The sequence below is a fragment of the Streptococcus sp. 2_1_36FAA genome (genome assembly GCF_000161955.2).
Classification (GTDB): Bacteria; Bacillota; Bacilli; order Lactobacillales; family Streptococcaceae; genus Streptococcus; species Streptococcus gordonii.
Genome location: NZ_KI391975.1, coordinates 491,354 through 512,958, shown reverse-complemented (window position 1 = coordinate 512,958; position 21,605 = coordinate 491,354). Strand labels below are relative to the sequence as shown.

Here is a 21,605-nt window from a genome sequence, read left to right as displayed (position 1 = left end):
TAAACTGTGCGTTCTACTTGCATGTATTAGGCACGCCGCCAGCGTTCGTCCTGAGCCAGGATCAAACTCTCATTTAAGCGTTTGAGTCTTACTCATTTCTGTCCACTGACAGATTTATTTTTCGTTCTTTGACAGGTCACATATCTCTATGTCACCCTGCACTTGGTTCGTCTTGTTCAGTTTTCAAAGGTCTTTGCCTCCCTCCGAGACAACTATCTTAGTATATCATCTACTACCTCTCCTGTCAACTACTTTTTTTAACTTTTTTTAGCTTTTTTTATTCCGTTTCTTTTCCTAGACTTTTAAATCCTTCAGATAGGATTCTTCTCCATTGTTTCGAGCTACTAGACCGGCCATTGCCAATTGAATCAAGTCGTTTGCGAAGTTACGAACATGAGTTTCCGCACTTCCGCTAATTTCTTTTTTTGAAAATTTTAGTCTTAGCTGTTTATAATCACGTCCCTCCTCTTTAAAAAAGTCAGCTTTCTGTAGATACTTTTGTACATTATCTAAGTTGGCTAGAATACCGAGATGGAAAGCGGCAGAAACAAACGTTTTATCAAAAGACTGAGCGCAAACACTTCTAAACTCGACAGTCCCTCTTGTTGTTAAATCTTGATACTGATAACTTCTATGATTTTCAAAATCTTCTTGCTTCGGTGTTATTTCTACTGTTTCACCTGATAGATTATATGCTTCAATTTTTTTATAACCTAAATAGTCAATTGCTGGAATTGGATAGAAATAGTAGTCTTGATCCCCTCTTTTAGCTGTGAAAATTGCGGATTTGCTAAGATAAGTGAAAAATTCATCTTCGTTTTTGAAATCTTTTAGATTGACACCCGCATTTTCTTGTAAGATCCCATGCATGGATTGTTCCCAAAAAATATCTCGAGCTATTTTTGTATCCCAAGAAGAATCTAGAAATTCAGAATTGGCAAAAAGATATGCTTTGGCTGCTTCAATTTGATTAAAAACATTGATAACACTTATAAAGTTTTCTTTAGAAACATCCAGTTGAATTTGATTTCCACAGATAAACGCTCCATATTCAGGATAAGAATGCAGAGTTTTTAACTCTAGTTTCTTACTCATTGACAAATACTGCATTAACATTTCATAGCGAGGCGATTGAACCGGACTATTATCATTTTTATCCCAAAAAGGATGAATTCCTTTTCCTTGCAGTTCATGATCATCTTCACCCAAAATGGATTGGATAACACTTAAATATTCTGTGAATCGCTCCTCTACTTCTTGAACCTTTGCAGCTTTTTCAAACGCAAATTCTAAAGTATTGTATGAAACTTCAAATAGAATTCTATCTTCGTTTTCTTTAGACTTTATCTGAATCGGGTTTCCAGCTCTATCGAACTTCTCCGCTTCAAAGGAATGTTGATCAATAAGACGCTTTAGCAAGTTCTTAGCTGTATTTATATCAGTTGCTTTTCCCTGACAATTTACAATAGGAAATTCCAATTCAATACCTATATAGATAGTCGGATTTTCTTTAATATTTTTTAAATATCGATCTTTTAATAGCTGTATTGCATTAGTCATTTTTAATTCCTATGATTTATCCTTGATATTTATTTCACTCAAAGCATAGTTTCGATAGAACTTACTTTATTCTATTTCTCAGCTCCTACCGTTTTTTAACATTCTTCTAAAGGAATCCGAAGGAGATCTTTAAAAGAATCTTTCTTGGTATTTGAGTATTATAACAAATTTTCTATTTTTTTCCTATATTTAAGCAAAAACGCCTGCTTACGAAATTGTTTTTTTATCAAAAAACAATTTCGTAAACAAGCGTCTACCTATCATCTCGCAATATGATGAGTGTTCCCGCTAGGAAAAATTCCTAGCGGTAGACCAGAGCTAGACTAAGAATAGAAAATCTATTCCATCATCATAACACTCAACAAAGATTGATGATCTTATACTAATTCGATGATTGCCATCGGAGCAGCATCTCCACGACGTGGTTCAGTTTTAAGGATACGAGTATATCCACCATTGCGTTCTGCATAACGAGGTGCTAATTCAGAGAACAATTTTTGAAGTGCAGTTGTTGAAGTGTATTTTTCAGTTGCTTCATCATAGTTTTCTGATGCAATTTCGTTACGAACAAATGCAGCTGCTTGACGACGAGCATGCAAGTCACCACGTTTACCCAATGTAATCATTTTTTCAACTGTTTTACGGATTTCTTTCGCACGAGCTTCTGTTGTTACGATTGATTCGTTGATAATCAAGTCAGTAGTCAAATCACGAAGCATTGCTTTACGTTGTGAGCTAGTGCGTCCTAATTTACGGTAAGCCATGTATTCCTCCTTTATTTATCGTTTTTTAACCCTAGACCTAAATCTGTCAGTTTAACTTTAACTTCTTCAAGACTCTTACGACCAAGGTTCCGAACTTTCATCATTTCAGGCTCAGTTTTTTCTGTCAAATCGTAAACTGTGTTAATGCCAGCACGTTTCAAGCAGTTATAAGAGCGAACAGACAAATCAAGTTCTTCAATTGTGCGTTCCAAAACATGGTCATCTGAGCTCTTGTCTACTTCTTTCATCACATCAGTTGCTTTAGCCACCTCAGTAAGATCAGTAAAGAGATCCAAATGTTCAGTCAAGATACGCGCTGAAAGACCAAGTGCGTCTTCTGGAATGATTGTTCCATTTGTCATAATTTCAAGGGTTAGTTTGTCAAAACCATCATTGCTACCAACACGAGCTGGCTCAACTTGGTAATTAACTTTTGTCACTGGCGTATAGATGGAATCTACAGCGAGTGTCCCCACAGGTGCATCATCACGTTTATTTTGATCAGCTGGAACATAACCACGACCACTGTTGACAGTCATGACTGCTTTAAAGCGTGCTCCCTCACCGATTGTAAAGAGATAATGATCTGGGTTTACAATTTCGATATCGCTATCTGTCAAAATGTCTCCAGCAGTAATTTCTGCAGGACCTTCAACATCAAGTTCAATCATCTTTTCGTCTTGGACGTAAGATTTTACAGCAATACCTTTGATGTTAAGAATAATTTGCATAACATCTTCACGGACACCTGGGATAGTATCAAATTCGTGCAATACTCCTTCAATATTGATAGAAGTAACTGCTGCTCCTGGTAATGAAGCCAACAAGACACGACGAAGTGAGTTCCCAAGAGTTGTACCATAACCACGTTCAAGCGGTTCTACTACAAACTTGCCATAATCTTTATTTTCATCAATTTTTGTTATATTTGGTTTTTCAAACTCAATCATTTAGTTAACTCCCTCTTAAACGAAAAGCAGTGTAATTGTTGGTGATTATACACGGCGACGTTTTGGAGGACGAGCACCATTGTGTGGTACAGGAGTCACATCACGAATAGCTGTTACTTCAAGACCAGCGGCAGCAAGAGCACGAATAGCTGACTCACGACCAGAACCTGGACCTTTTACAGTAACTTCAACTGATTTAAGACCGTGTTCTTGTGCAGATTTAGCAGCTGCTTCAGATGCCATTTGGGCAGCAAATGGTGTAGATTTACGAGAACCTTTGAAACCAAGAGCACCAGCAGATGACCAAGCAATCGCATTACCATGCACATCAGTAATCATAACAATAGTGTTATTAAATGTAGCGTGAATATGTGCAATACCAGATTCGATATTTTTCTTCACACGACGTTTACGCGTTGGTTTAGCCAAGACTTTTTACCTCCTTATATTATTTTTTCTTACCAGCAATCGCAACAGCTTTACCTTTACGAGTGCGAGCGTTATTTTTAGTGTTTTGTCCACGAACAGGAAGTCCACGACGATGACGGATTCCACGATATGAACCGATTTCCATCAAACGTTTGATGTTTAGGTTTACTTCACGACGAAGATCTCCTTCAACCTTGATAGCGTCCACTTCACGACGGATAGCGTCTTCTTGATCAGGTGTCAAGTCTTTTACACGAACGTCTTCAGAAACTCCAGCAGCAGCTAAAATTTTCTTAGATGTTGGAAGACCGATACCATATACGTAAGTAAGTGATACGACTACACGTTTGTCATTTGGAATATCAACTCCAGCAATACGAGCCATGTTTTCTCCTTTCTAATTAACCTTGACGTTGTTTGTGTTTTGGATTTGCAGGGCAAATAACCATAACACGACCATTACGACGAATAACTTTGCAGTATTCGCAAATTGGTTTGACCGATGGTCTTACTTTCATTTCTTAATCCTCCAAGTTTTTCCATTATTTAAAGCGGTAGGTGATCCGTCCACGAGTCAAATCATACGGACTCATTTCGACAGTAACACGGTCTCCCGCTAAAATACGAATATAGTTTTTACGAATTTTACCAGAAACTGTTGCTAAAATCTGATGTCCATTTTCAAGTTCAACCGTAAACATTGCGTTTGGCATAGTATCAATTACCTTGCCTTCGACTTCGATCACATCATCTTTTGCCACGCAAAAGTACCTCCCTAAATTTTGATTCATCACCTCTGGACACAGAGGTAACAATTATAAGTCAGACTAATTCATTGTATCACTACTTGTCAAATATTGCAAGCGTGAAAAACGCTTTTATTTCAATTTTTCCAAGACTTTTTCGATATCTGAAAATACATCATTAATATCTTGATTACCTTGGATATCATGGACTAATTTTAGTTCTCTGTAGTGTGCTAAAATAGGCTCGCCTTGAGCAATATTTACATCCAAACGGCGCTTAACTGTTTCAGGTTTATCGTCTTCCCTTTGGTAATAATCTTCTTCATTATAGTTTACTGGTGGATTAAAAACCTTATGGAAAGTTTCGCCTGTTTGACGGTGAATAATTCTTCCACTCAAACGCTCTAAGAGGCAACTAGGATCAACTTCAATATTGATGACACCATCAAGCACAATTCCAAGCTCTTTTAGAATAGTATCCAAAGCGTGGGCTTGGTCAATAGTACGAGGATAACCATCCAAAAGGAAGCCTGTTTCTTTAATATCTTCTTGAGACAAACGTTCTTTTACAATTCCGTTGGTAACTTCATCCGGAACCAGTTCACCTTTGTCAATATATGATTTAGCGAGCACACCCATCTCAGTTTGATTAGCCATTGCAGCTCGGAACATATCACCTGTAGAAATATGTGCCACCTTAAATTTTTCAACGATTTTCGCTGCTTGAGTTCCCTTACCTGCACCAGGTAAGCCCATAATCAAAAGATTCATGTTGATTCTCCTTTTTTGTTTTTCCATAAATCTATTAAACCGGTTAATAAACTTATCCAAAAACAAAATAGAAGGCTGACTAAGTCAACCTATTTCTATTTTGTTGTTGTATTCATAAAGCCGGTATATTTTCTCTTCAGTAAATATCCTTCCAATTGTTTCATTCCTTCGATACCAGTGGCAATGATGATCAAAAGACTGGTACCTCCCAAAGCGACTGTATCTGATAAACCAAATAAGTCTTTTGCAATGATTGGGATGATTGAAATAAAACCTAGGAATAATGAACCAACAGTAGCCAATCGGCGAAGTAGTTTCGACATAAATTGCTCAGTTCCTTTTCCTGGACGTACTCCTGGAATATAGGCACCGCTCTTTTGTAGATTTTCAGCTGCTTTTTCTGGATTAATCTGTACAAAGGTATAGAAGAATGTAAACAGAATAATCAGCAAAGCATACATAGCAATACCTGTTGGTGTTGTTGTCGCAAGCAAAGACTGAGCTGTACGAACCCATCCCCAATCATTACCAGATGCGCTCAAAAACTGTAGAACAGCTGCCGGCGCGGCAGTGATTGAACTTGCAAAGATTACCGGAATAACTCCTGCTGGATTGACCTTCAAAGGAAGATATGAACTGGAAGGAGCACCTTGGGCAATCTTTGTATATTGGATTGGGATTTTGTATTCTGCTTGTTGTACGTAAGTTGTAAAGTAGACAATAAGTAAAACCGCTACAATCAAACAAGCTACAAAGATGATTGACGATTGCAATCTGTCACTCGGTACATTGACAAAATAATCTTCATAAATACCTTTAACCATCTCCGGAATTGATGCAACAATCCCGGCAAAGATAATCATAGATACACCATTTCCATAGCCCTTATCAGTAATTTGTTCACCGAGCCAAACAACAATCATTGATCCAGTTGTTAAGATAGATCCAATGAATAAGTAGGTTTGCCAGTTAGGTGCCGCAACTAGTTTAGTACTAGACAAGGCATTAAAACCAGCAGTAATACCGATAGATTGTACAAAAGCAAGTGCCAAGGAAATATAGCGTGTTGCTTGATTTAACTTTCTACGACCTACTTCACCTTGTTTACCCCATTCAACAAACTTCGGTAACAAGTCCATTTGAAGGAGTTGCACCACGATGGAAGCTGTGATATATGGGCTCACCCCTAGCGCAAATACTGAAAAGTTTTTCATGGCATTACCTGACACCAAGCTTAGCATGTTCAGGAATGACAAGCCACTTAAGGCTTCTAAACTTTTTGCATTTACACCAGGAACAGTGATTGTAGTACCAATACGAAAGACTAAGATAATAAAAATAGTAAATAGAATCTTAGAGCGTACTTGCTTAATCTTAAATGCGTCTTTTAATAGTTTGAAAAACATAGGTCACCTCTCTTAGATGACTTCCACTGAACCACCTTTAGCAGTGATAGCTTCTTCAGCAGATTTAGAGAATTTAGCTGCTTTAACAGTCAATTTCTTTGTCAATTCTCCGTTACCAAGAATTTTAACGCCAGATTTTTCAGCTTTTACAATACCTGATTCAACAAGCACAACTGGTGTTACTTCTGCACCGTCTTCAAAAGCATTCAACTGATCAAGGTTTACGATAGCATACTCTTTGCGGTTTACATTCAAGAAACCACGTTTTGGAAGACGACGGAACAATGGAGTTTGTCCACCTTCAAAACCAAGACGAACACCGCCACCGCTACGAGCTTTTTGACCTTTTTGACCACGGCCAGCTGTCTTACCGTTACCAGATGAAGTACCACGACCAACACGGTTACGGACTTTACGAGAACCTGCAGCAGGTTGTAATTCATGAAGTTTCATTATTTAATTTCTCCTCTTTTGTAAAATGCTAGCGCTCATATAGGAGAAAAGGTGTCTCCTATACAAACTCGCCTATACATATATTTAGTTTTAGGGGCTGAGAAAAACCCATCCCCTAATGTATTTTAAATTCAAAGTTGTTAAACTAGCAAAGCTTATTTAACTTCTTCAACAGTTACCAAGTGAGATACTGCAGTAATCATACCACGTACCGCTGGGTTATCTTCTTTAATAACTGAGCTGTTCAATTTGCCAAGTCCAAGTGCTACAACAGTTTTGCGTTGTGACGGAATGCGTCCGATTGGAGACTTAGTCAAAGTAATTTTAATTTGAGCCATGTGATCCCCTTTCTTATGCCAAGTCAGAAACTGAAATACCACGAAGGGCAGCAACTTCTTCAGCGCGTTTTAATTGTTTCAAACCTTCAACAGTTGCACGAACAATGTTGATTGGAGTGTTAGAACCAAGTGATTTAGATGTTACATCTGCCACACCTGCCAATTCGATAACGGCACGAACAGCACCGCCAGCAGCAACTCCAGAACCTTCTACAGCAGGTTTCAACAATACTTTAGCTCCACCAAATTCTGAAAGAACTTCGTGAGGAATTGTTGTGCCGACCATTGGTACTTCAATCAAGTTTTTCTTCGCATCTTCAACTGCCTTGCGAATAGCTTCTGGTACTTCTTGAGCTTTACCAGTACCGAAGCCTACACGACCATTGCGGTCACCGACAACTACAAGAGCTGCAAAACGAAGACGACGTCCACCTTTAACAACTTTAGTAACACGGTTAATCGCAACTACGCGTTCTTCAAGTTCAACTGCATTGTCTTTAAATGCCATTTTCTAGTGTCCTCCCTATTAGAATTTCAATCCGTTTTCACGAGCTGCATCAGCCAAAGCTTTTACACGTCCGTGATAGAGATATCCACCGCGGTCAAACACCACTTCAGAAATACCTTTAGCAACTGCACGTTCAGCAACGAGTTTACCAACAACAACGGCTTGTTCAGTCTTAGTTCCTTTTGAAACTTCTTTGTCAAGAGTTGAAGCGCTTGCGAGCGTTACACCCGCTACGTCATCAATCACTTGAGCGTAGATGCCTGTATTAGAACGGAATACGTTCAAACGTGGGCGATCAGCAGTTCCAGAGAGTTTTCCGCGAACACGACGGTGGCGTTTTTGGCGGACTTTGTTTTTATCTGGTTTCGTAATCACAATTTTCACCTCTTAATATTAATCTTGTGCTTAAGCACAAAGTTGGAAACAAAGGATAGGGTTGAAGATCAACCGAATCACATTATTTACCAGTTTTACCTTCTTTACGGCGAACAAATTCACCAACGTAGCGGATACCTTTACCTTTATATGGTTCTGGAGCACGCAAGCTACGAACGTAAGCAGCTGTTTGTCCAACAGCTTCTTTTGAAATTCCGCTGATAACGATAGTCGTTGGATTTGGAAGTTCAAAAGCAATTCCTTCTGGAGCTTCAACTTCGTCTGGATGAGATTTACCAACAGCCAAGACAAGTTTCTTTCCTTGAAGTTGTGCACGGTAACCAACCCCACGCATTTCAAGTTCTTTCTTGAATCCTTCTGAAACACCAATAACCATGTTGTTCAAAAGGGCACGAGTAGTTCCGTGGATAGTTTTCATTTCTTTTGAATCGTTTGGACGGTGAAGAGTTACTTCAGTACCTTCCACACGGATTTCAATATCTTTTGAGAACTCACGAGTAAGTTCTCCTTTAGGTCCTTTTACAGTTACAACGTTGTCATTGTTAGTGATTTCAACACCAGCAGGCAACACGATAACTTTATTACCAATACGTGACATGTTTATTTTCTCCTGTTAAATTGTCAGGCCATGACGGCCAGTTTTCACGGGGTTAAATCGATTTCTCGATTTAAAGGAATATTTAGGTTTCAATTTCAAAGTGAATCTAGGCAACGTCTCGCAGGCATAACTTTGGGTTATGCAAGAGACGATAACGAAGAGTCACAAAGAAATTGGGAGCTAAATATTACCAAACGTAAGCGATAACCTCACCACCAACGTTCTTTTGGCGTGCTTCTTTATCAGTAAGCAAACCTTCAGAAGTTGAAAGGATAGCAATTCCAAGTCCGTTAAGTACTTTTGGAAGATCTTCACGTTTTTTGTAGACACGAAGTCCTGGTTTAGAAACACGTTTCAAACCAGTGATAACTTTTTCACCATTTTGTCCGTATTTAAGAAAGACACGGATGATGCCTTGTTTGTCGTCTTCGATAAATTCAACGTTTTTTACAAAACCTTCGCGTTTAAGGATTTCAGCAATCCCTTTTTTAATATTTGATGCAGGTACTTCAAGCACTTCATGATTTGCTTGGTTAGCATTACGAATGCGTGTCAAAAAGTCTGCAATTGGGTCAGTCATAACCATTTTTTATTTCTCCTCTTACTAGTAGTTTGCAAGTTGCACTTGCTAGTTAACACATGATACAAAGAGCGTAACAGCAAGAGCAAAAATAGGCAATTTGATGCAGGAGCGATGCTCCAAAGAAAATTGGTCTTTTTTGCCAAAGCTGTTGCTCGTGTTCAAATTGGCAAGCCCAACTGAACCCGGGCTAAACTCTGTGTGAAAAAGATAAACTTTCCTAGAAACTTCAGTTTCTTCGTCAAGTTTCCTATTTTCACTTGGAGTTTTGACGCCCTTGATATCTTAAATTACCAAGATGCTTTGGTAACGCCAGGAATTTGTCCTTTGTATGCTAATTCACGGAAGCAAACACGGCAAAGTTTAAACTTGCGGTATACTGAATGTGGACGGCCACATTTTTCACAACGAGTATAAGCTTGCGTAGAGAACTTAGCTGGGCGTTTGTTCTTAGCAATCATTGATTTTTTAGCCATTTGTTTTACCTCCTATATTATTTTGCAAAAGGCATTCCAAGGCCTGTAAGCAATTCGCGTGACTCTTCGTCAGTGTTAGCAGTTGTTACGATAACGATGTCAAGACCACGAGTCTTATCAACGTCATCAAAATTGATTTCTGGGAAGATCAGTTGTTCTTTCACACCAAGTGTGTAGTTTCCGCGTCCATCAAAAGATTTTGTTGGAACACCGTGGAAATCACGGACACGTGGAAGAGAAACTGAAACCAATTTATCCAAGAATTCATACATACGTTCGCCACGAAGGGTTACTTTAGCACCGATCGCTACACCTTCACGAAGACGGAAGCCGGCGATTGATTTTTTAGCTTTAGTGATAAGTGGTTTTTGACCTGAGATAAGAGCCAATTCTTCAGCAGCTTTTTCAAGGTTTTTAGCGTTTGACACAGCGTCACCGACACCCATGTTCAAAACGATTTTATCCACTTTTGGCACAGCCATAACAGATGAGTAGTTGAACTTTTCAGTCAAAGCAGGAACTACTTCTTTAAGATATTTTTCTTTTAAACGATTTGCCATTATACTTCTCCTTTCCTTCGTGATTAGTCAAGCACTTCGCCTGATTTTTTGTTGTAACGAACTTTTTTGCCGTCTACAAATTTGTAGCCAACACGTCCTGCAACTCCATTTTTATCCAAAACTTGAACGTTTGAAACATGGATTGGTGCTTCTTTTTCCACGATAGCACCTTGAGGGTGTTCATTATTAGGTTTTTGGTGTTTTTTAACGATGTTTACACCTTCAACAACAACTTTGTTAACTTTTGGAAGAGCTGTTACGACAAGAGCTTCAACACCCTTATCTTTACCAGCAATAACACGAACTTTGTCGCCTTTTTTTACAAACATTGGGTTCTCCTTTGATTTCTTACGCCCTGAATGGGCACCCTGGATAAATCCAGGGGACTAGTTTGTTTTTTCGATTAAAGTACTTCTGGGGCAAGTGAAACGATCTTCATGAAGCCACCGTCACGCAATTCACGTGCAACAGGACCGAAGATACGAGTTCCGCGAGGAGTTTTGTCTTCACGGATAATTACCGCAGCATTTTCGTCAAATTTGATGTATGAACCATCTTTACGACGAGCACCTGATTTAGTACGAACGATAACAGCTTTTACAACGTCACCTTTTTTAACCGCACCACCAGGAGTAGCTTGTTTTACAGATGCAACGATCACATCACCGATGTTAGCAAACTTACGTCCTGAACCACCAAGAACTTTGATTGTCAGGATTTCGCGAGCACCACTGTTATCGGCAACTTTCAAACGAGTTTCTGTTTGAATCATTTAAGTTTTCTCCTTTCTGGTTTGATTAGATGATTACCGCTTCTTCAACAACTTCTACAAGACGGAAGCGTTTTGTAGCTGAAAGCGGACGAGTTTCCATGATACGAACGATATCGCCTTCTTTGGCAACATTGTTTTCATCATGTGCTTTGTACTTCTTAGAGTAGTTAATACGTTTACCATAGACTGGGTGGTTACGTTTAGTTTCAACTACAACTGTGATTGTTTTGTCCATTTTGTCAGAAACAACGCGTCCGACAAGAACTTTACGATTATTGCGTTCCATTGAAATTCTCCTTCCCTAGTCTATTATTTAACTTCTGATTGAATAGTTTTGATACGAGCGATTTGTTTTTTTACTTCTTTCAAGCGAGCAGTTTGCTCTAATTGACCAGCAGCTGCTTGGAAACGAAGTTCAAACAATTCTTTCTTCAATTCATTTTCACGCTTCGCGAGTTCTTCTTGAGAAAGACCACGAAGTTCTTTAACAAATTCTTTTACTTCATTAAGTTTCATGCCTTCTCCTTATTCTGCTTCACGTTTCACGAACTTACATTTAACTGGTAACTTGTGGCTTGCAAGACGAAGTGCTTCACGAGCAATTTCTTCAGAAACGCCAGCAACTTCAAACATCACTTTACCACGTTTAACTGGTGCTACCCAACCTTCAGGAGCCCCTTTACCAGATCCCATACGTACACCGATAGCTTTTGCAGTGTATGATTTGTGTGGGAAAATCTTAATCCAAACTTTACCACCACGTTTCATGTAACGAGTCATAGCGATACGGGCAGCTTCGATTTGGCGGTTAGTGATCCAGTGGCTAGTAGTTGCTTGAAGACCATATTCTCCAAATGCTACTTCTTTTCCACCTTTAGCTTCACCGCGCATTTTTCCACGGAATTCGCGACGGTGTTTAACACGTTTAGGTACTAACATTGGTTATTTACCTCCTTTAGTGTTTTTACGAGCTGGAAGAATTTCACCACGGTAGATCCATACTTTAACACCAAGTTTACCGTAAGTAGTATCTGCTTCTTCCCAAGCGTAATCGATATCCGCACGAAGTGTGTGAAGAGGAACAGTTCCTTCTGAGTATCCTTCGCTACGAGCAATATCTGCACCGTTCAAACGACCTGATACTTGAGTTTTGATTCCTTTTGCACCTGCACGCATAGTACGTTGGATAGCTTGTTTTTGAGCACGACGGAAAGCGACACGTTGCTCTAATTGACGAGCAATTCCTTCACCAACAAGATGAGCATCCAAATCTGGAGATTTGATTTCAATGATGTTGATATGAACTTGTTTACCTGTCAATTTGTTAAGTTTTGCACGGAGTGCATCAACGTTTGCTCCACCTTTACCAATAACCATACCTGGCTTAGCAGTGTGAAGAGAAACGTTAACTTTATTTACTGCGCGTTCAATTTCAATAGTTGAAACTGCTGCGTCAGCCAATTCTTTTTGAACGAATTTACGGATTGCAAGATCTTCATGAAGGTAATCCGCGTATTCTTTTTCAGCATACCATTTGGCATCCCAATCACGGATGATGCCGACACGCATACCAATTGGATGTACTTTTTGACCCACGATGTTACCTCCTTATTTTTCTGCAACTACCACAGTAATGTGGCTTGTGCGTTTGTTGATTGGTGAAGCTGAACCTTTAGCGCGCGGACGGAAACGTTTCATAGTTGGTCCTTCGTTTGCGAAAGCTTCAGATACTACCAAGTTAGCTTTTTCCAAACCAAAGTTGTTTTCAGCATTAGCGATTGCAGAGTTCAATACTTTTTCGATAATACCAGCAGCTTTGTTTGGAGTGAATTTCAAGATTGCGATTGCGTCAGCGACGTTTTTACCACGAATGTTGTCAAGAATAAGACGAGATTTACGAGGTGAAACACGCACTGTACGAGCCATTGCTTTAGCTGAAGTAATTTCTGCCATTTATGTTCTCCTTATTTTCTACGTGTTTTCTTGTCGTCTGCAGCGTGACCTTTGTAAGTACGTGTTGGTGCAAACTCACCAAGTTTGTGACCTACCATGTCTTCTTGGATGTAAACAGGTACGTGTTTACGTCCGTCATAAACTGCGATTGTGTAACCAATGAAACTTGGGAAGATCGTTGAACGACGTGACCAAGTTTTGATAACTTTTTTCTTTTCGTCGTTAGCTTGAGCTTCAACTTTTTTCATCAAATGCTCATCGACGAAAGGTCCTTTTTTAAGACTGCGTCCCATTATATTTTTTCTCCTTTAAAATAAGTACCACAGCGGCCTGCGCTGACTAAGCAGCGCTACCGAGCTGGCGGATAGATTGTTTTAGATTATTTCTCGTTGCGACGACGAACGATTAGTTTGTCAGATTTCGCTTTTTTGTTACGAGTTTTAAGTCCAAGAGCAGGTTTGCCCCATGGAGTAGATGGCGCTTTACGACCAACTGGTGCTTTACCTTCACCACCACCGTGTGGGTGATCGTTAGGGTTCATTACAGAACCACGAACTGTTGGGCGGATACCTTTCCAACGGTTACGTCCTGCTTTACCAAGGTTTACAAGTCCATGTTGTTCATTTCCGACAACACCAACTGTAGCGCGACAAGTACCAAGAATCATACGAACTTCACCAGATTGAAGACGGACAAGTGTGTACTTACCTTCTTGACCCAATACTTGAGCAGAAGCTCCAGCAGCACGAACCAATTCACCTCCACGACCTGGTTTTAACTCGATATTGTGAATCAAAGTACCAACTGGGATGTTAGCAAGCGGAAGAGCGTTCCCGACTTTGATATCTGCTTCAGGACCTGAAACGATGCGTTGACCAACTTCAAGACCTTTAGGAGCGATGATATAAGCTTTCACACCGTCAGTGTAGTGAACCAAAGCAATGTTAGCTGAACGATTTGGATCATACTCGATTGTTTTTACAACTGCTTCAACAGCGTCTTTGTTACGTTTGAAGTCGATCAAACGGTAGTGACGCTTGTGACCGCCACCTTGGTGACGAACAGTGATGCGACCGTTGTTGTTACGACCAGCCTTGCTCTTCAACGAAACAAGCAAAGATTTTTCTGGAGTGCTGGTAGTGATTTCAGCGAAATCCAAAGAAGTCATATTACGGCGACCGTTTGTTGTTGGTTTATAAACACGAATTCCCACGATATATCCTCCTTAGATTATTCTGCTTCAGCACCAAACAACTCGATTGCTTTTGAATCAGCTGTTAAAGTGATGATAGCTTTTTTAGTTTTGTTAGTAAAACCAGTGTAACGTCCAACGCGTTTTGCTTTTGGTTTTACATTGATAGTGTTAACGTTAGCAACTTTAACTCCTTCAAAAGCAGCTTCAACAGCTTGCTTAATCAAAAGTTTGTGAGCGCGAGTGTCAACTTCAAATACATATTTCCCTGCTTCAAGTTGAGCCATTGAGCTCTCAGTGATGACAGGTTTTTTGATAACGTCATACAAATTCATTATGCAAGAACCTCCTCAATTTTAGAGATAGCTGCTTGAGTAACAAGAAGTTTGTCACTGTTTACGATATCAAGAACACTTGCAGTTGTTGCAGTTGCAACCTTAACATTTGGAAGGTTACGTGCTGAAAGTGCAGCGAATTCGTTTCCTTCTTCAAGAATAACAAGTACTTTTGTGTCGATGCTTAGTGCAGCAAGCACTTTTGCAAACTCAGCAGTTTTTGGAGCTGTAAATGAAAGGCTGTCTACAGCTACGAATTTGTTTTCAGCAACTTTTTCAGAGTAAACTGATTTAAGCGCTAATCTACGAACTTTACGTGGAAGTTTGTAAGCATATGAACGAGGAGTTGGGCCGAACACGACACCACCACCACGCCATTGTGGAGAGCGGATAGAACCTTGACGAGCACGTCCAGTTCCTTTTTGACGCCATGGTTTGCGTCCGCCGCCTGATACTGCAGAACGGTTTTTAACAGCGTGAGTTCCTTGACGAAGGCTAGCGCGTTGGCTGATGATGACATCAAAGACAACTGATTCGTTTGGTTCAATACCAAAGATCGCATCGTTCAGAACTACTTCACCAGCTTCTTTACCAGTTTGGTCAAATAATTTTACGTTTGCCATTATGACTGATTTCCCCTTTCTTTATTATTTACCAGCTTTAACTGCTGACTTGATAGTGATAAGAGATTTCTTAGCACCAGGTACGTTTCCTTTGATAAGGATAACGTTTTTCTCTGGAACAACTTGTGCAATTTCAAGGTTTTGAATTGTCACACGGTTGCCACCCATACGTCCAGCCAAGTGTTTGTTTTTGAAAACACGGTTAGGCGCAACTGGTCCCATTGACCCAGGACGACGGTGGTAACGAGAACCGTGAGCCATAGGACCACGAGATTGACCGTGGCGTTTGATAACACCTTGGAAACCTTTACCTTTTGAAGTTCCTGTTACATCAACAACATCGCCGGCTGCGAAAGTGTCAACTGTGATTTCAGCACCAACTTCTAAGCCTTCAATGTTTTTGAATTCACGAATGAAGCGCTTAGGAGCCGTGTTAGCTTTTGCTACATGTCCTTTAGCAGGTTTGTTGCTCAATACGTCACGAAGATCATCGAAACCAACTTGAACTGCGTTGTAACCATCTGTTTCAACTGTTTTAACTTGAAGAACAACGTTTGGAGTTGCTTCAATAACAGTTACAGGGATTAATTCGCCAGCTTCAGTGAAGATTTGAGTCATTCCCACTTTTTTCCCTAAGATTCCTTTTGTCATGAGAAAATGTTTCCTTTTCTATATTTTTTTCAAAAAGTTTTTAACGAGCGTTTTTCATGCTCAAACACAAGATACAAAAGGCGTTAAGAACTCGCAGCAAAAACAGGAGATTGATGCAGCGAGCGACGCTCGCAAGGCAATCTATCTTTTTTGCAAAGAGTTTAGCCTGTGTTCGATTGTGCTATTTAGATTAAAGTTTAATCTCTACGTTCACACCACTTGGAAGATCCAATTTCATCAGAGCGTCAACTGTTTTTTGAGTTGGGTTGATGATGTCGATCAAGCGTTTATGAGTACGCATTTCGAATTGTTCGCGAGAGTCTTTATATTTGTGAGTCGCACGAATGATTGTGTAGAGGCTACGTTCAGTTGGAAGTGGGATTGGACCCGCAACTTCAGCACCTGTACGAGTAGCAGTTTCTACGATTTTTGCAGCCGCTGTGTCAAGTGTACGATGTTCGTATGCTTTCAAACGGATGCGGATTTTTTTGTTTGCCATCTTTTTCTCCTTTTCGTCTATTTAAGATAATAGGCTAGCTCCACAAGAAAACCGACAGGCAGTTGCGTGGCAATGCAACCGAGCGTGTCGCAACCTCTTGCATCAAAGCTACACACTGTATTTTTACAGCACCATAGTATCTTAACACAAAGATCCAAGCATTGCAAGGGATTTAAGAGATTTTTTTAACTATTTTTAATGAAAATGTTTTCTACCTATTTTTGTTGTCTAATATATAGAAGAAAGATTGGCATTTTTAGCTTTTTTCTCTTTTGGGGCACAAAAGAAAACCACCTTATGAGGTGGTTTTCGGGAGATTATTATGAAAAAGAAAAGTTTTAGGATTTCTAAACAAAGTTAGGAGATCTTTGTTTATGATTACAGTATAAGGTCTTTAACTTAAAATATCCTTAAGCTTTTTTTAAAAAGTAATAAATTTTCCAGTTCACAGACGTCTTTAACAATAAACGTCGCTCCCGCTTTTTCTAATTCTTCTTTTGTACCAAAGCCGTAAAGAACCCCGATAGACTCAATCTTTTGTATTTGAGCCCCTATAATATCATGCTCACGATCACCGACCATAATTGTTTCGGAGAGATTTTTAATTTTCGTTTTTTCTAAAGCATAACCAATAACATCTGCTTTTTTGCTTCTACTACCATCCATAGTAGCTCCTGCTACAAAGTCAAAATAGTCATACAGATCAAAATGTTTAAGAATTTGAGTTGAAAATTTTTCAGGCTTAGAGGTTGCCACTATCAATTTCTTATCAGCTTGTTTGAGAGAAGACAATATTTCCCGAATCCCTTTATAAACTTCATTTTCATAGAGGCCTTTTTCAGAAAAATATTCACGATAATAAGCCACAGCTTGTATACTTTCTTCCTCTGAAAAACCATAAAAGTGTTCAAAAGAATACTTCAGTGGTGGACCGATGAAAACTCTTAATTCTTTTTTATCTTGCACTTCGATACCAAATTTCTCTAAAGCATAAGCCACAGAATTAGTTATCCCTAACTCAGAGTTGGTCAAAGTCCCATCTAAATCAAATAAGATATTTTGATACATGTTTTTCCCTTTTCTTTTTTAAAAAGGCGGGAAATTTTCCCAGCCTCTTTCATCAATTATAAACTTGACCAGACACTTTCCAAAATATTAGTTTGGTCGCGGTCAGGTCCAACTGAGAAGGTGGAAATACGTACACCAACCAACTCACTTACTCGCCGAACATAGTTGCGAGCATTTTCTGGAAGATCTTCTAACTTACGAACGCCAGTAATATCTTCAGACCATCCAGGAAGCTCTTCGTAAATCGGCTTACAACGTTTAAGCTGTTCCAAACTAGCTGGATAGTGGTCGATTCTTTGGCCATCCAAATCATAGGCTACACAGATCTTGACTGTATCCAGACCACTCAAAACATCGATGGAGTTAAGTGAAAGATTGGTGATCCCTGACACTCGGCGACTATGGCGCATAACAACAGAGTCAAACCAACCAACTCGACGCGGACGGCCTGTTGTTGTACCATACTCATGGCCGACTTCACGTATGCGGTCTCCTACTTCATCGAAAAGCTCTGTCGGGAATGGCCCATCACCAACACGACTTGTATAGGCTTTACAAACACCCACTACTTTGTCAATCTTGCTAGGACCCACACCAGAACCGATCGTTACACCGCCAGCAACAGGATTAGAGGAGGTTACAAATGGATAAGTTCCTTGGTCAATATCTAGCATAACTCCTTGAGCCCCTTCAAAGAGCACTCGCTTGCCTTGATCCAGCGCATCGTTTAAGATGACAGAGGTGTCTGTCACATACTGCTTGATTTGTTGCCCATATTCATAGTATTCTTCAAAAATATCATCAAAGTTAATTGCTGTGCTATCGTACAATCTCTCAAAGAGGCGATTTTTCTCAGCTAAATTACGCTCCAAGCGTTCCCTGAAAATGTCTCTATCTAAGAGATCTGCAATCCGGATACCAACACGCGCAGCCTTATCCATATAAGCAGGTCCAATTCCTTTAATAGTAGTTCCAATTTTATTGTCACCTTTGGCCTCTTCCTGCAGGCGATCCAGCTCAATATGATAAGGTAAGATAACATGAGCCCGGTCTGAGATACGAAGATTATCCGTTGTCACACCTTCTTCATGTAAATAATTCAGTTCTTTAACTAGAGATTTAGGATTAACCACCATCCCGTTTCCAATGACTGAGATTTTTTCTGGGAAGAAAATCCCTGATGGAATCAAGTGCAGTTTGTACTTCTTACCGTCAATCACGATGGTATGACCAGCATTGTCACCACCTTGATAACGAGCAATCACTTCGGCATTAGCAGAAAGGAAGTCTGTGATCTTTCCTTTCCCTTCATCTCCCCACTGGGTTCCTACAACAACTACTGATGTCATAATTTTGTCTGAGCTGAGACAGCTCGTCCTTTCTTACATACAAGGCAGGAATCTCACCTGCTGGTATATCTTACACTTTATTATAAGAAATTTATTGCCATTTTTCAAGAAGAGATAGGGATTTCATTTGGATTTTAACTTTTGGAAATGAATTAGTTTTTCACAAAATCTGTTTTTTCTGATATTAATTAGTTTATTTTAAATAAAAGTTCGGATTTTTATTAAAATCGTAGTAGAAATTTGTTTTCTTTTTCCGTTTGTAATAGACTAAAATTACTATCATAGGACGGTGAAACGATGACGATTAATCAATTACTGCAGAAACTGGATACATCAAGCCCTATTCTTCAAGCGACCTTTGGTCTAGAGAGGGAAAATCTCCGAGTTGACTTGGATGGACACTTAGCCCAAACTGCCCATCCAAGTCAACTCGGTTCAAGGAATTTCCACCCAAGCATCCAAACAGACTTCAGCGAGCAACAACTAGAACTAATAACACCTATTGCTCACTCGACTAAGGAAGCTAGGCGCTTACTGGGGGCTATTAGTGACGTGGCGGCCCGCTCGATTGATCAGAACGAGCGCCTCTGGCCTCTGTCCATGCCACCGCAGCTGACTGAAGAGGAGATTGTCATTGCTTGTCTGGAAAACGACTATGAGCGCCACTACCGAGAGGGCTTGGCGGAAAAATATGGCAAAAAACTACAGGCTATCTCTGGTATCCACTACAACATGGAGCTAGGGAAAGATCTAGTCACTGCTCTCTTTCAAGTCAGCTCCTATCAATCACTTAAGGATTTTAAAAACGGCCTCTATCTCAAGCTGGCTCGAAACTTTCTGCGTTTCCGCTGGATCTTAACCTATCTCTACGGTGCTGCACCTTTGGCAGAAACTGGCTTCTACAGTCAGGAAATTTCCCAGCCTATCCGCTCTTTTCGTAACAGCGACTATGGCTATGTCAATGACGAAAATATTCAAGTGTCCTACGCTTCTTTGGAGCAATATGTAACCGATATTGAAAACTACGTTCAGTCAGGCGAGCTCAGCGCTGAAAAAGAATTTTACTCAGCCGTTCGCTTCCGTGGACAGAAGCACAATCGTGCCTATCTGGAGCAAGGTATCACTTATCTAGAATTCCGCTGCTTCGATCTCAATCCTTTTGACCATTTAGGTATTAGCCAAGAAACCTTAGATACCGTCCATCTCTTTTTACTGAGCCTGCTCTGGCTAGATGATGTAGAAAATGTTGATGCGGCATTAAAAGCTGCCCACGACTTGAACCAAAAGATTGCTTGTAGCCATCCACTGACTGCCCTGCCAGATGAGGCAGACAGCTCAGCCCTTCTCCAAGCCATGGAAGAGCTTATCCAGCATTTTGAACTGCCAACTTACTACCAAACCTTACTTCAACATCTTAAGGAGGCGCTACAAAATCCTCAGCTAACCCTATCTGGCCAGCTCCTGCCTCATATCCAGCATGATTCCTTAATGGCCTTTGGGCTAGAAAAAGCAGAGGAATATCACCGCTACGCTTGGACTGCTCCTTATGCCCTCAAAGGCTACGAAAATATGGAACTATCCACCCAGATGCTACTCTTTGATGCTATCCAAAAGGGGCTTAATGTCGAAATTTTAGATGAAAATGACCAATTTCTCAAGCTTTGGCATGGTCGCCATGTGGAATATGTCAAGAACGGCAATATGACCTCCAAGGATAACTATGTCATCCCTCTGGCCATGGCCAATAAAACCGTCACCAAAAAGATTTTGGCTGCAGCTGACTTTCCCGTTCCAGCTGGAGCAGAATTTTCTTCCCTAGAGGATGGACTGGCCTATTACCCTTTGATTAAGGACCGACAAATTGTTGTCAAACCAAAGTCAACTAACTTCGGACTAGGCATCTCCATCTTCCAAGAACCAGCTAGTCTGGAAGCTTATCGCAAGGCTTTGGAAATCGCTTTTTCAGAAGACGCTGCTGTCTTAGTGGAAGAATTTATCGCTGGAACGGAGTACCGCTTCTTTGTCTTAGACGGTCAGTGTGAGGCAGTCCTCTTGCGAGTAGCAGCCAATGTCGTCGGAGACGGTCAGCATACCTTGAGAGAATTGGTTGCCATCAAAAACGACAATCCGCTACGGGGTCGGGATCATCGATCACCGCTTGAAATCATTGAACTGGGGGACATTGAACTGCTCATGCTGGACCAGCAAGGCTATGGACCAGATGATATCCTGCCTGCTGGAGTCAAGGTTGACTTGCGACGCAATTCCAATATTTCTACCGGCGGAGACTCGATTGACGTCACAGACAGCATGCACCCATCTTATAAGGAACTTGCTGCGAACATGGCAAAGGCTATGGGAGCTTGGGCCTGTGGCGTTGACCTGATTATTCCTGACAGCTCTGCTATTTCTACCAAGGAAAATCCTAACTGCACCTGCATCGAGCTCAATTTCAACCCCTCTATGTATATGCACACCTATTGTGCTGAGGGGCCGGGACAAAGCATCACCCCTAAAATACTGGCCAAACTTTTCCCAGAAATGGACCTGTAAAATAAGAAAACGCAGAAGATGTCCCTGCGTTTTTTGTTTTGTAACCGAGGTAAAGTTTAAGATGATAACCTAAAA

At 40.3% G+C, this 21,605-nt stretch carries 33 protein-coding genes and 1 rRNA gene; 1 reads left to right on the top strand and 33 read right to left on the bottom strand.

What is annotated here, in order from left to right; all coding sequences use genetic code 11:
- The 33 genes from HMPREF0847_RS07890 to HMPREF0847_RS07735 all read right to left on the bottom strand — a co-directional run.
- Positions 1-77: ribosomal RNA gene (locus HMPREF0847_RS07890) — 16S ribosomal RNA — on the bottom strand; the annotation flags it as partial.
- A 217-nt stretch (positions 78-294) separates the two neighbouring features.
- A complete protein-coding gene (locus HMPREF0847_RS07885) occupies positions 295-1,560 on the bottom strand; it encodes a glutamate-cysteine ligase family protein (RefSeq protein ID WP_008809891.1) in 1,266 nt (421 codons plus the stop codon).
- Positions 1,561-1,937: 377 nt separating this feature from the next.
- The gene (gene rplQ, locus HMPREF0847_RS07880) at positions 1,938-2,324 is read right to left on the bottom strand and encodes a 50S ribosomal protein L17 (RefSeq protein WP_008809892.1); all 387 of its coding nucleotides are present in this window, start codon (positions 2,322-2,324) and stop codon (positions 1,938-1,940) included.
- A gap of 11 nt (positions 2,325-2,335) precedes the next feature.
- The gene (locus HMPREF0847_RS07875; protein ID WP_008809893.1) at positions 2,336-3,274 is read right to left on the bottom strand and encodes a DNA-directed RNA polymerase subunit alpha; all 939 of its coding nucleotides are present in this window, start codon (positions 3,272-3,274) and stop codon (positions 2,336-2,338) included.
- 45 nt (positions 3,275-3,319) lie between these two features.
- Positions 3,320-3,703, bottom strand: coding sequence for a 30S ribosomal protein S11 (gene rpsK, locus HMPREF0847_RS07870; RefSeq protein ID WP_001118385.1), 384 nt, complete (start codon positions 3,701-3,703; stop codon positions 3,320-3,322).
- 19 nt (positions 3,704-3,722) lie between these two features.
- Positions 3,723-4,088, bottom strand: a complete 366-nt coding sequence (rpsM, locus tag HMPREF0847_RS07865; protein WP_008809894.1) for a 30S ribosomal protein S13 — start codon at positions 4,086-4,088, stop codon at positions 3,723-3,725.
- Positions 4,089-4,104: 16 nt separating this feature from the next.
- Positions 4,105-4,221, bottom strand: a complete 117-nt coding sequence (gene rpmJ / locus HMPREF0847_RS11125) for a 50S ribosomal protein L36 (RefSeq protein WP_001808836.1) — start codon at positions 4,219-4,221, stop codon at positions 4,105-4,107.
- Between the two features lie 24 nt (positions 4,222-4,245).
- Positions 4,246-4,464 carry a translation initiation factor IF-1 gene (infA, locus tag HMPREF0847_RS07860; RefSeq protein WP_008809895.1) on the bottom strand — a complete coding sequence of 73 codons (219 nt, stop codon included), beginning with the start codon at positions 4,462-4,464 and terminating at the stop codon, positions 4,246-4,248.
- Between the two features lie 117 nt (positions 4,465-4,581).
- Positions 4,582-5,220 carry an adenylate kinase gene (locus HMPREF0847_RS07855; protein ID WP_008809896.1) on the bottom strand — a complete coding sequence of 213 codons (639 nt, stop codon included), beginning with the start codon at positions 5,218-5,220 and terminating at the stop codon, positions 4,582-4,584.
- Positions 5,221-5,315: 95 nt separating this feature from the next.
- A complete protein-coding gene (gene secY, locus HMPREF0847_RS07850) occupies positions 5,316-6,626 on the bottom strand; it encodes a preprotein translocase subunit SecY (protein WP_008809897.1) in 1,311 nt (436 codons plus the stop codon).
- Positions 6,627-6,638: 12 nt separating this feature from the next.
- Entirely contained in the window at positions 6,639-7,079 is a 441-nt protein-coding gene (gene rplO / locus HMPREF0847_RS07845) for a 50S ribosomal protein L15 (protein WP_008809898.1), read from the bottom strand.
- A 155-nt stretch (positions 7,080-7,234) separates the two neighbouring features.
- The gene (rpmD, locus tag HMPREF0847_RS07840) at positions 7,235-7,417 is read right to left on the bottom strand and encodes a 50S ribosomal protein L30 (RefSeq protein WP_002894509.1); all 183 of its coding nucleotides are present in this window, start codon (positions 7,415-7,417) and stop codon (positions 7,235-7,237) included.
- 13 nt (positions 7,418-7,430) lie between these two features.
- Entirely contained in the window at positions 7,431-7,925 is a 495-nt protein-coding gene (gene rpsE / locus HMPREF0847_RS07835) for a 30S ribosomal protein S5 (protein WP_006269137.1), read from the bottom strand.
- An 18-nt stretch (positions 7,926-7,943) separates the two neighbouring features.
- Positions 7,944-8,300 carry a 50S ribosomal protein L18 gene (rplR, locus tag HMPREF0847_RS07830; protein WP_005592009.1) on the bottom strand — a complete coding sequence of 119 codons (357 nt, stop codon included), beginning with the start codon at positions 8,298-8,300 and terminating at the stop codon, positions 7,944-7,946.
- Positions 8,301-8,382: 82 nt separating this feature from the next.
- Positions 8,383-8,919, bottom strand: a complete 537-nt coding sequence (gene rplF / locus HMPREF0847_RS07825) for a 50S ribosomal protein L6 (protein WP_008809900.1) — start codon at positions 8,917-8,919, stop codon at positions 8,383-8,385.
- A gap of 187 nt (positions 8,920-9,106) precedes the next feature.
- Positions 9,107-9,505 carry a 30S ribosomal protein S8 gene (rpsH, locus tag HMPREF0847_RS07820; RefSeq protein WP_008809901.1) on the bottom strand — a complete coding sequence of 133 codons (399 nt, stop codon included), beginning with the start codon at positions 9,503-9,505 and terminating at the stop codon, positions 9,107-9,109.
- Positions 9,506-9,789: 284 nt separating this feature from the next.
- Entirely contained in the window at positions 9,790-9,975 is a 186-nt protein-coding gene (locus HMPREF0847_RS07815; protein WP_001085697.1) for a type Z 30S ribosomal protein S14, read from the bottom strand.
- 17 nt (positions 9,976-9,992) lie between these two features.
- The gene (gene rplE, locus HMPREF0847_RS07810) at positions 9,993-10,535 is read right to left on the bottom strand and encodes a 50S ribosomal protein L5 (protein ID WP_002894499.1); all 543 of its coding nucleotides are present in this window, start codon (positions 10,533-10,535) and stop codon (positions 9,993-9,995) included.
- 23 nt (positions 10,536-10,558) lie between these two features.
- Positions 10,559-10,864, bottom strand: a complete 306-nt coding sequence (gene rplX, locus HMPREF0847_RS07805) for a 50S ribosomal protein L24 (protein ID WP_008809903.1) — start codon at positions 10,862-10,864, stop codon at positions 10,559-10,561.
- A 74-nt stretch (positions 10,865-10,938) separates the two neighbouring features.
- Complete coding sequence (gene rplN, locus HMPREF0847_RS07800; RefSeq protein ID WP_002894494.1) at positions 10,939-11,307, bottom strand: 50S ribosomal protein L14; 369 nt, start codon at positions 11,305-11,307, stop codon at positions 10,939-10,941.
- Between the two features lie 25 nt (positions 11,308-11,332).
- A complete protein-coding gene (gene rpsQ / locus HMPREF0847_RS07795) occupies positions 11,333-11,593 on the bottom strand; it encodes a 30S ribosomal protein S17 (RefSeq protein ID WP_000440801.1) in 261 nt (86 codons plus the stop codon).
- Positions 11,594-11,616: 23 nt separating this feature from the next.
- Positions 11,617-11,823 (bottom strand): 50S ribosomal protein L29, encoded by a 207-nt coding sequence (gene rpmC, locus HMPREF0847_RS07790; protein WP_008809904.1) that lies wholly within the window; start codon positions 11,821-11,823, stop codon positions 11,617-11,619.
- A gap of 9 nt (positions 11,824-11,832) precedes the next feature.
- The gene (gene rplP, locus HMPREF0847_RS07785; protein WP_000960948.1) at positions 11,833-12,246 is read right to left on the bottom strand and encodes a 50S ribosomal protein L16; all 414 of its coding nucleotides are present in this window, start codon (positions 12,244-12,246) and stop codon (positions 11,833-11,835) included.
- A 3-nt stretch (positions 12,247-12,249) separates the two neighbouring features.
- Positions 12,250-12,903 (bottom strand): 30S ribosomal protein S3, encoded by a 654-nt coding sequence (rpsC, locus tag HMPREF0847_RS07780; protein WP_008809905.1) that lies wholly within the window; start codon positions 12,901-12,903, stop codon positions 12,250-12,252.
- Between the two features lie 12 nt (positions 12,904-12,915).
- On the bottom strand, positions 12,916-13,260 hold the full coding sequence (rplV, locus tag HMPREF0847_RS07775) for a 50S ribosomal protein L22 (RefSeq protein ID WP_008809906.1): 345 nt from the start codon (positions 13,258-13,260) through the stop codon (positions 12,916-12,918).
- Positions 13,261-13,271: 11 nt separating this feature from the next.
- A complete protein-coding gene (gene rpsS / locus HMPREF0847_RS07770; RefSeq protein WP_000533766.1) occupies positions 13,272-13,553 on the bottom strand; it encodes a 30S ribosomal protein S19 in 282 nt (93 codons plus the stop codon).
- An 86-nt stretch (positions 13,554-13,639) separates the two neighbouring features.
- The gene (gene rplB, locus HMPREF0847_RS07765) at positions 13,640-14,473 is read right to left on the bottom strand and encodes a 50S ribosomal protein L2 (protein ID WP_008809907.1); all 834 of its coding nucleotides are present in this window, start codon (positions 14,471-14,473) and stop codon (positions 13,640-13,642) included.
- A 17-nt stretch (positions 14,474-14,490) separates the two neighbouring features.
- Complete coding sequence (locus HMPREF0847_RS07760; RefSeq protein ID WP_008809908.1) at positions 14,491-14,787, bottom strand: 50S ribosomal protein L23; 297 nt, start codon at positions 14,785-14,787, stop codon at positions 14,491-14,493.
- Complete coding sequence (gene rplD, locus HMPREF0847_RS07755) at positions 14,787-15,410, bottom strand: 50S ribosomal protein L4 (RefSeq protein ID WP_008809909.1); 624 nt, start codon at positions 15,408-15,410, stop codon at positions 14,787-14,789. The genes HMPREF0847_RS07760 and rplD overlap by 1 nt, the downstream gene beginning before the upstream one ends.
- A 24-nt stretch (positions 15,411-15,434) precedes the next feature.
- Positions 15,435-16,061: a 50S ribosomal protein L3 gene (gene rplC, locus HMPREF0847_RS07750; protein WP_008809910.1), complete on the bottom strand. Its 627-nt coding sequence runs from the start codon at positions 16,059-16,061 to the stop codon at positions 15,435-15,437.
- Positions 16,062-16,251: 190 nt separating this feature from the next.
- Complete coding sequence (gene rpsJ / locus HMPREF0847_RS07745; protein ID WP_002894478.1) at positions 16,252-16,560, bottom strand: 30S ribosomal protein S10; 309 nt, start codon at positions 16,558-16,560, stop codon at positions 16,252-16,254.
- A gap of 399 nt (positions 16,561-16,959) precedes the next feature.
- Complete coding sequence (locus HMPREF0847_RS07740; RefSeq protein WP_008809911.1) at positions 16,960-17,628, bottom strand: HAD family hydrolase; 669 nt, start codon at positions 17,626-17,628, stop codon at positions 16,960-16,962.
- 56 nt (positions 17,629-17,684) lie between these two features.
- On the bottom strand, positions 17,685-18,977 hold the full coding sequence (locus tag HMPREF0847_RS07735; protein WP_008809912.1) for an adenylosuccinate synthase: 1,293 nt from the start codon (positions 18,975-18,977) through the stop codon (positions 17,685-17,687).
- Positions 18,978-19,274: 297 nt separating this feature from the next.
- Between HMPREF0847_RS07735 and gshAB the strand changes: the two genes are divergently transcribed.
- Positions 19,275-21,530, top strand: coding sequence for a bifunctional glutamate--cysteine ligase GshA/glutathione synthetase GshB (gene gshAB, locus HMPREF0847_RS07730; RefSeq protein ID WP_008809913.1), 2,256 nt, complete (start codon positions 19,275-19,277; stop codon positions 21,528-21,530).
- Positions 21,531-21,605: the final 75 nt, after the last annotated feature.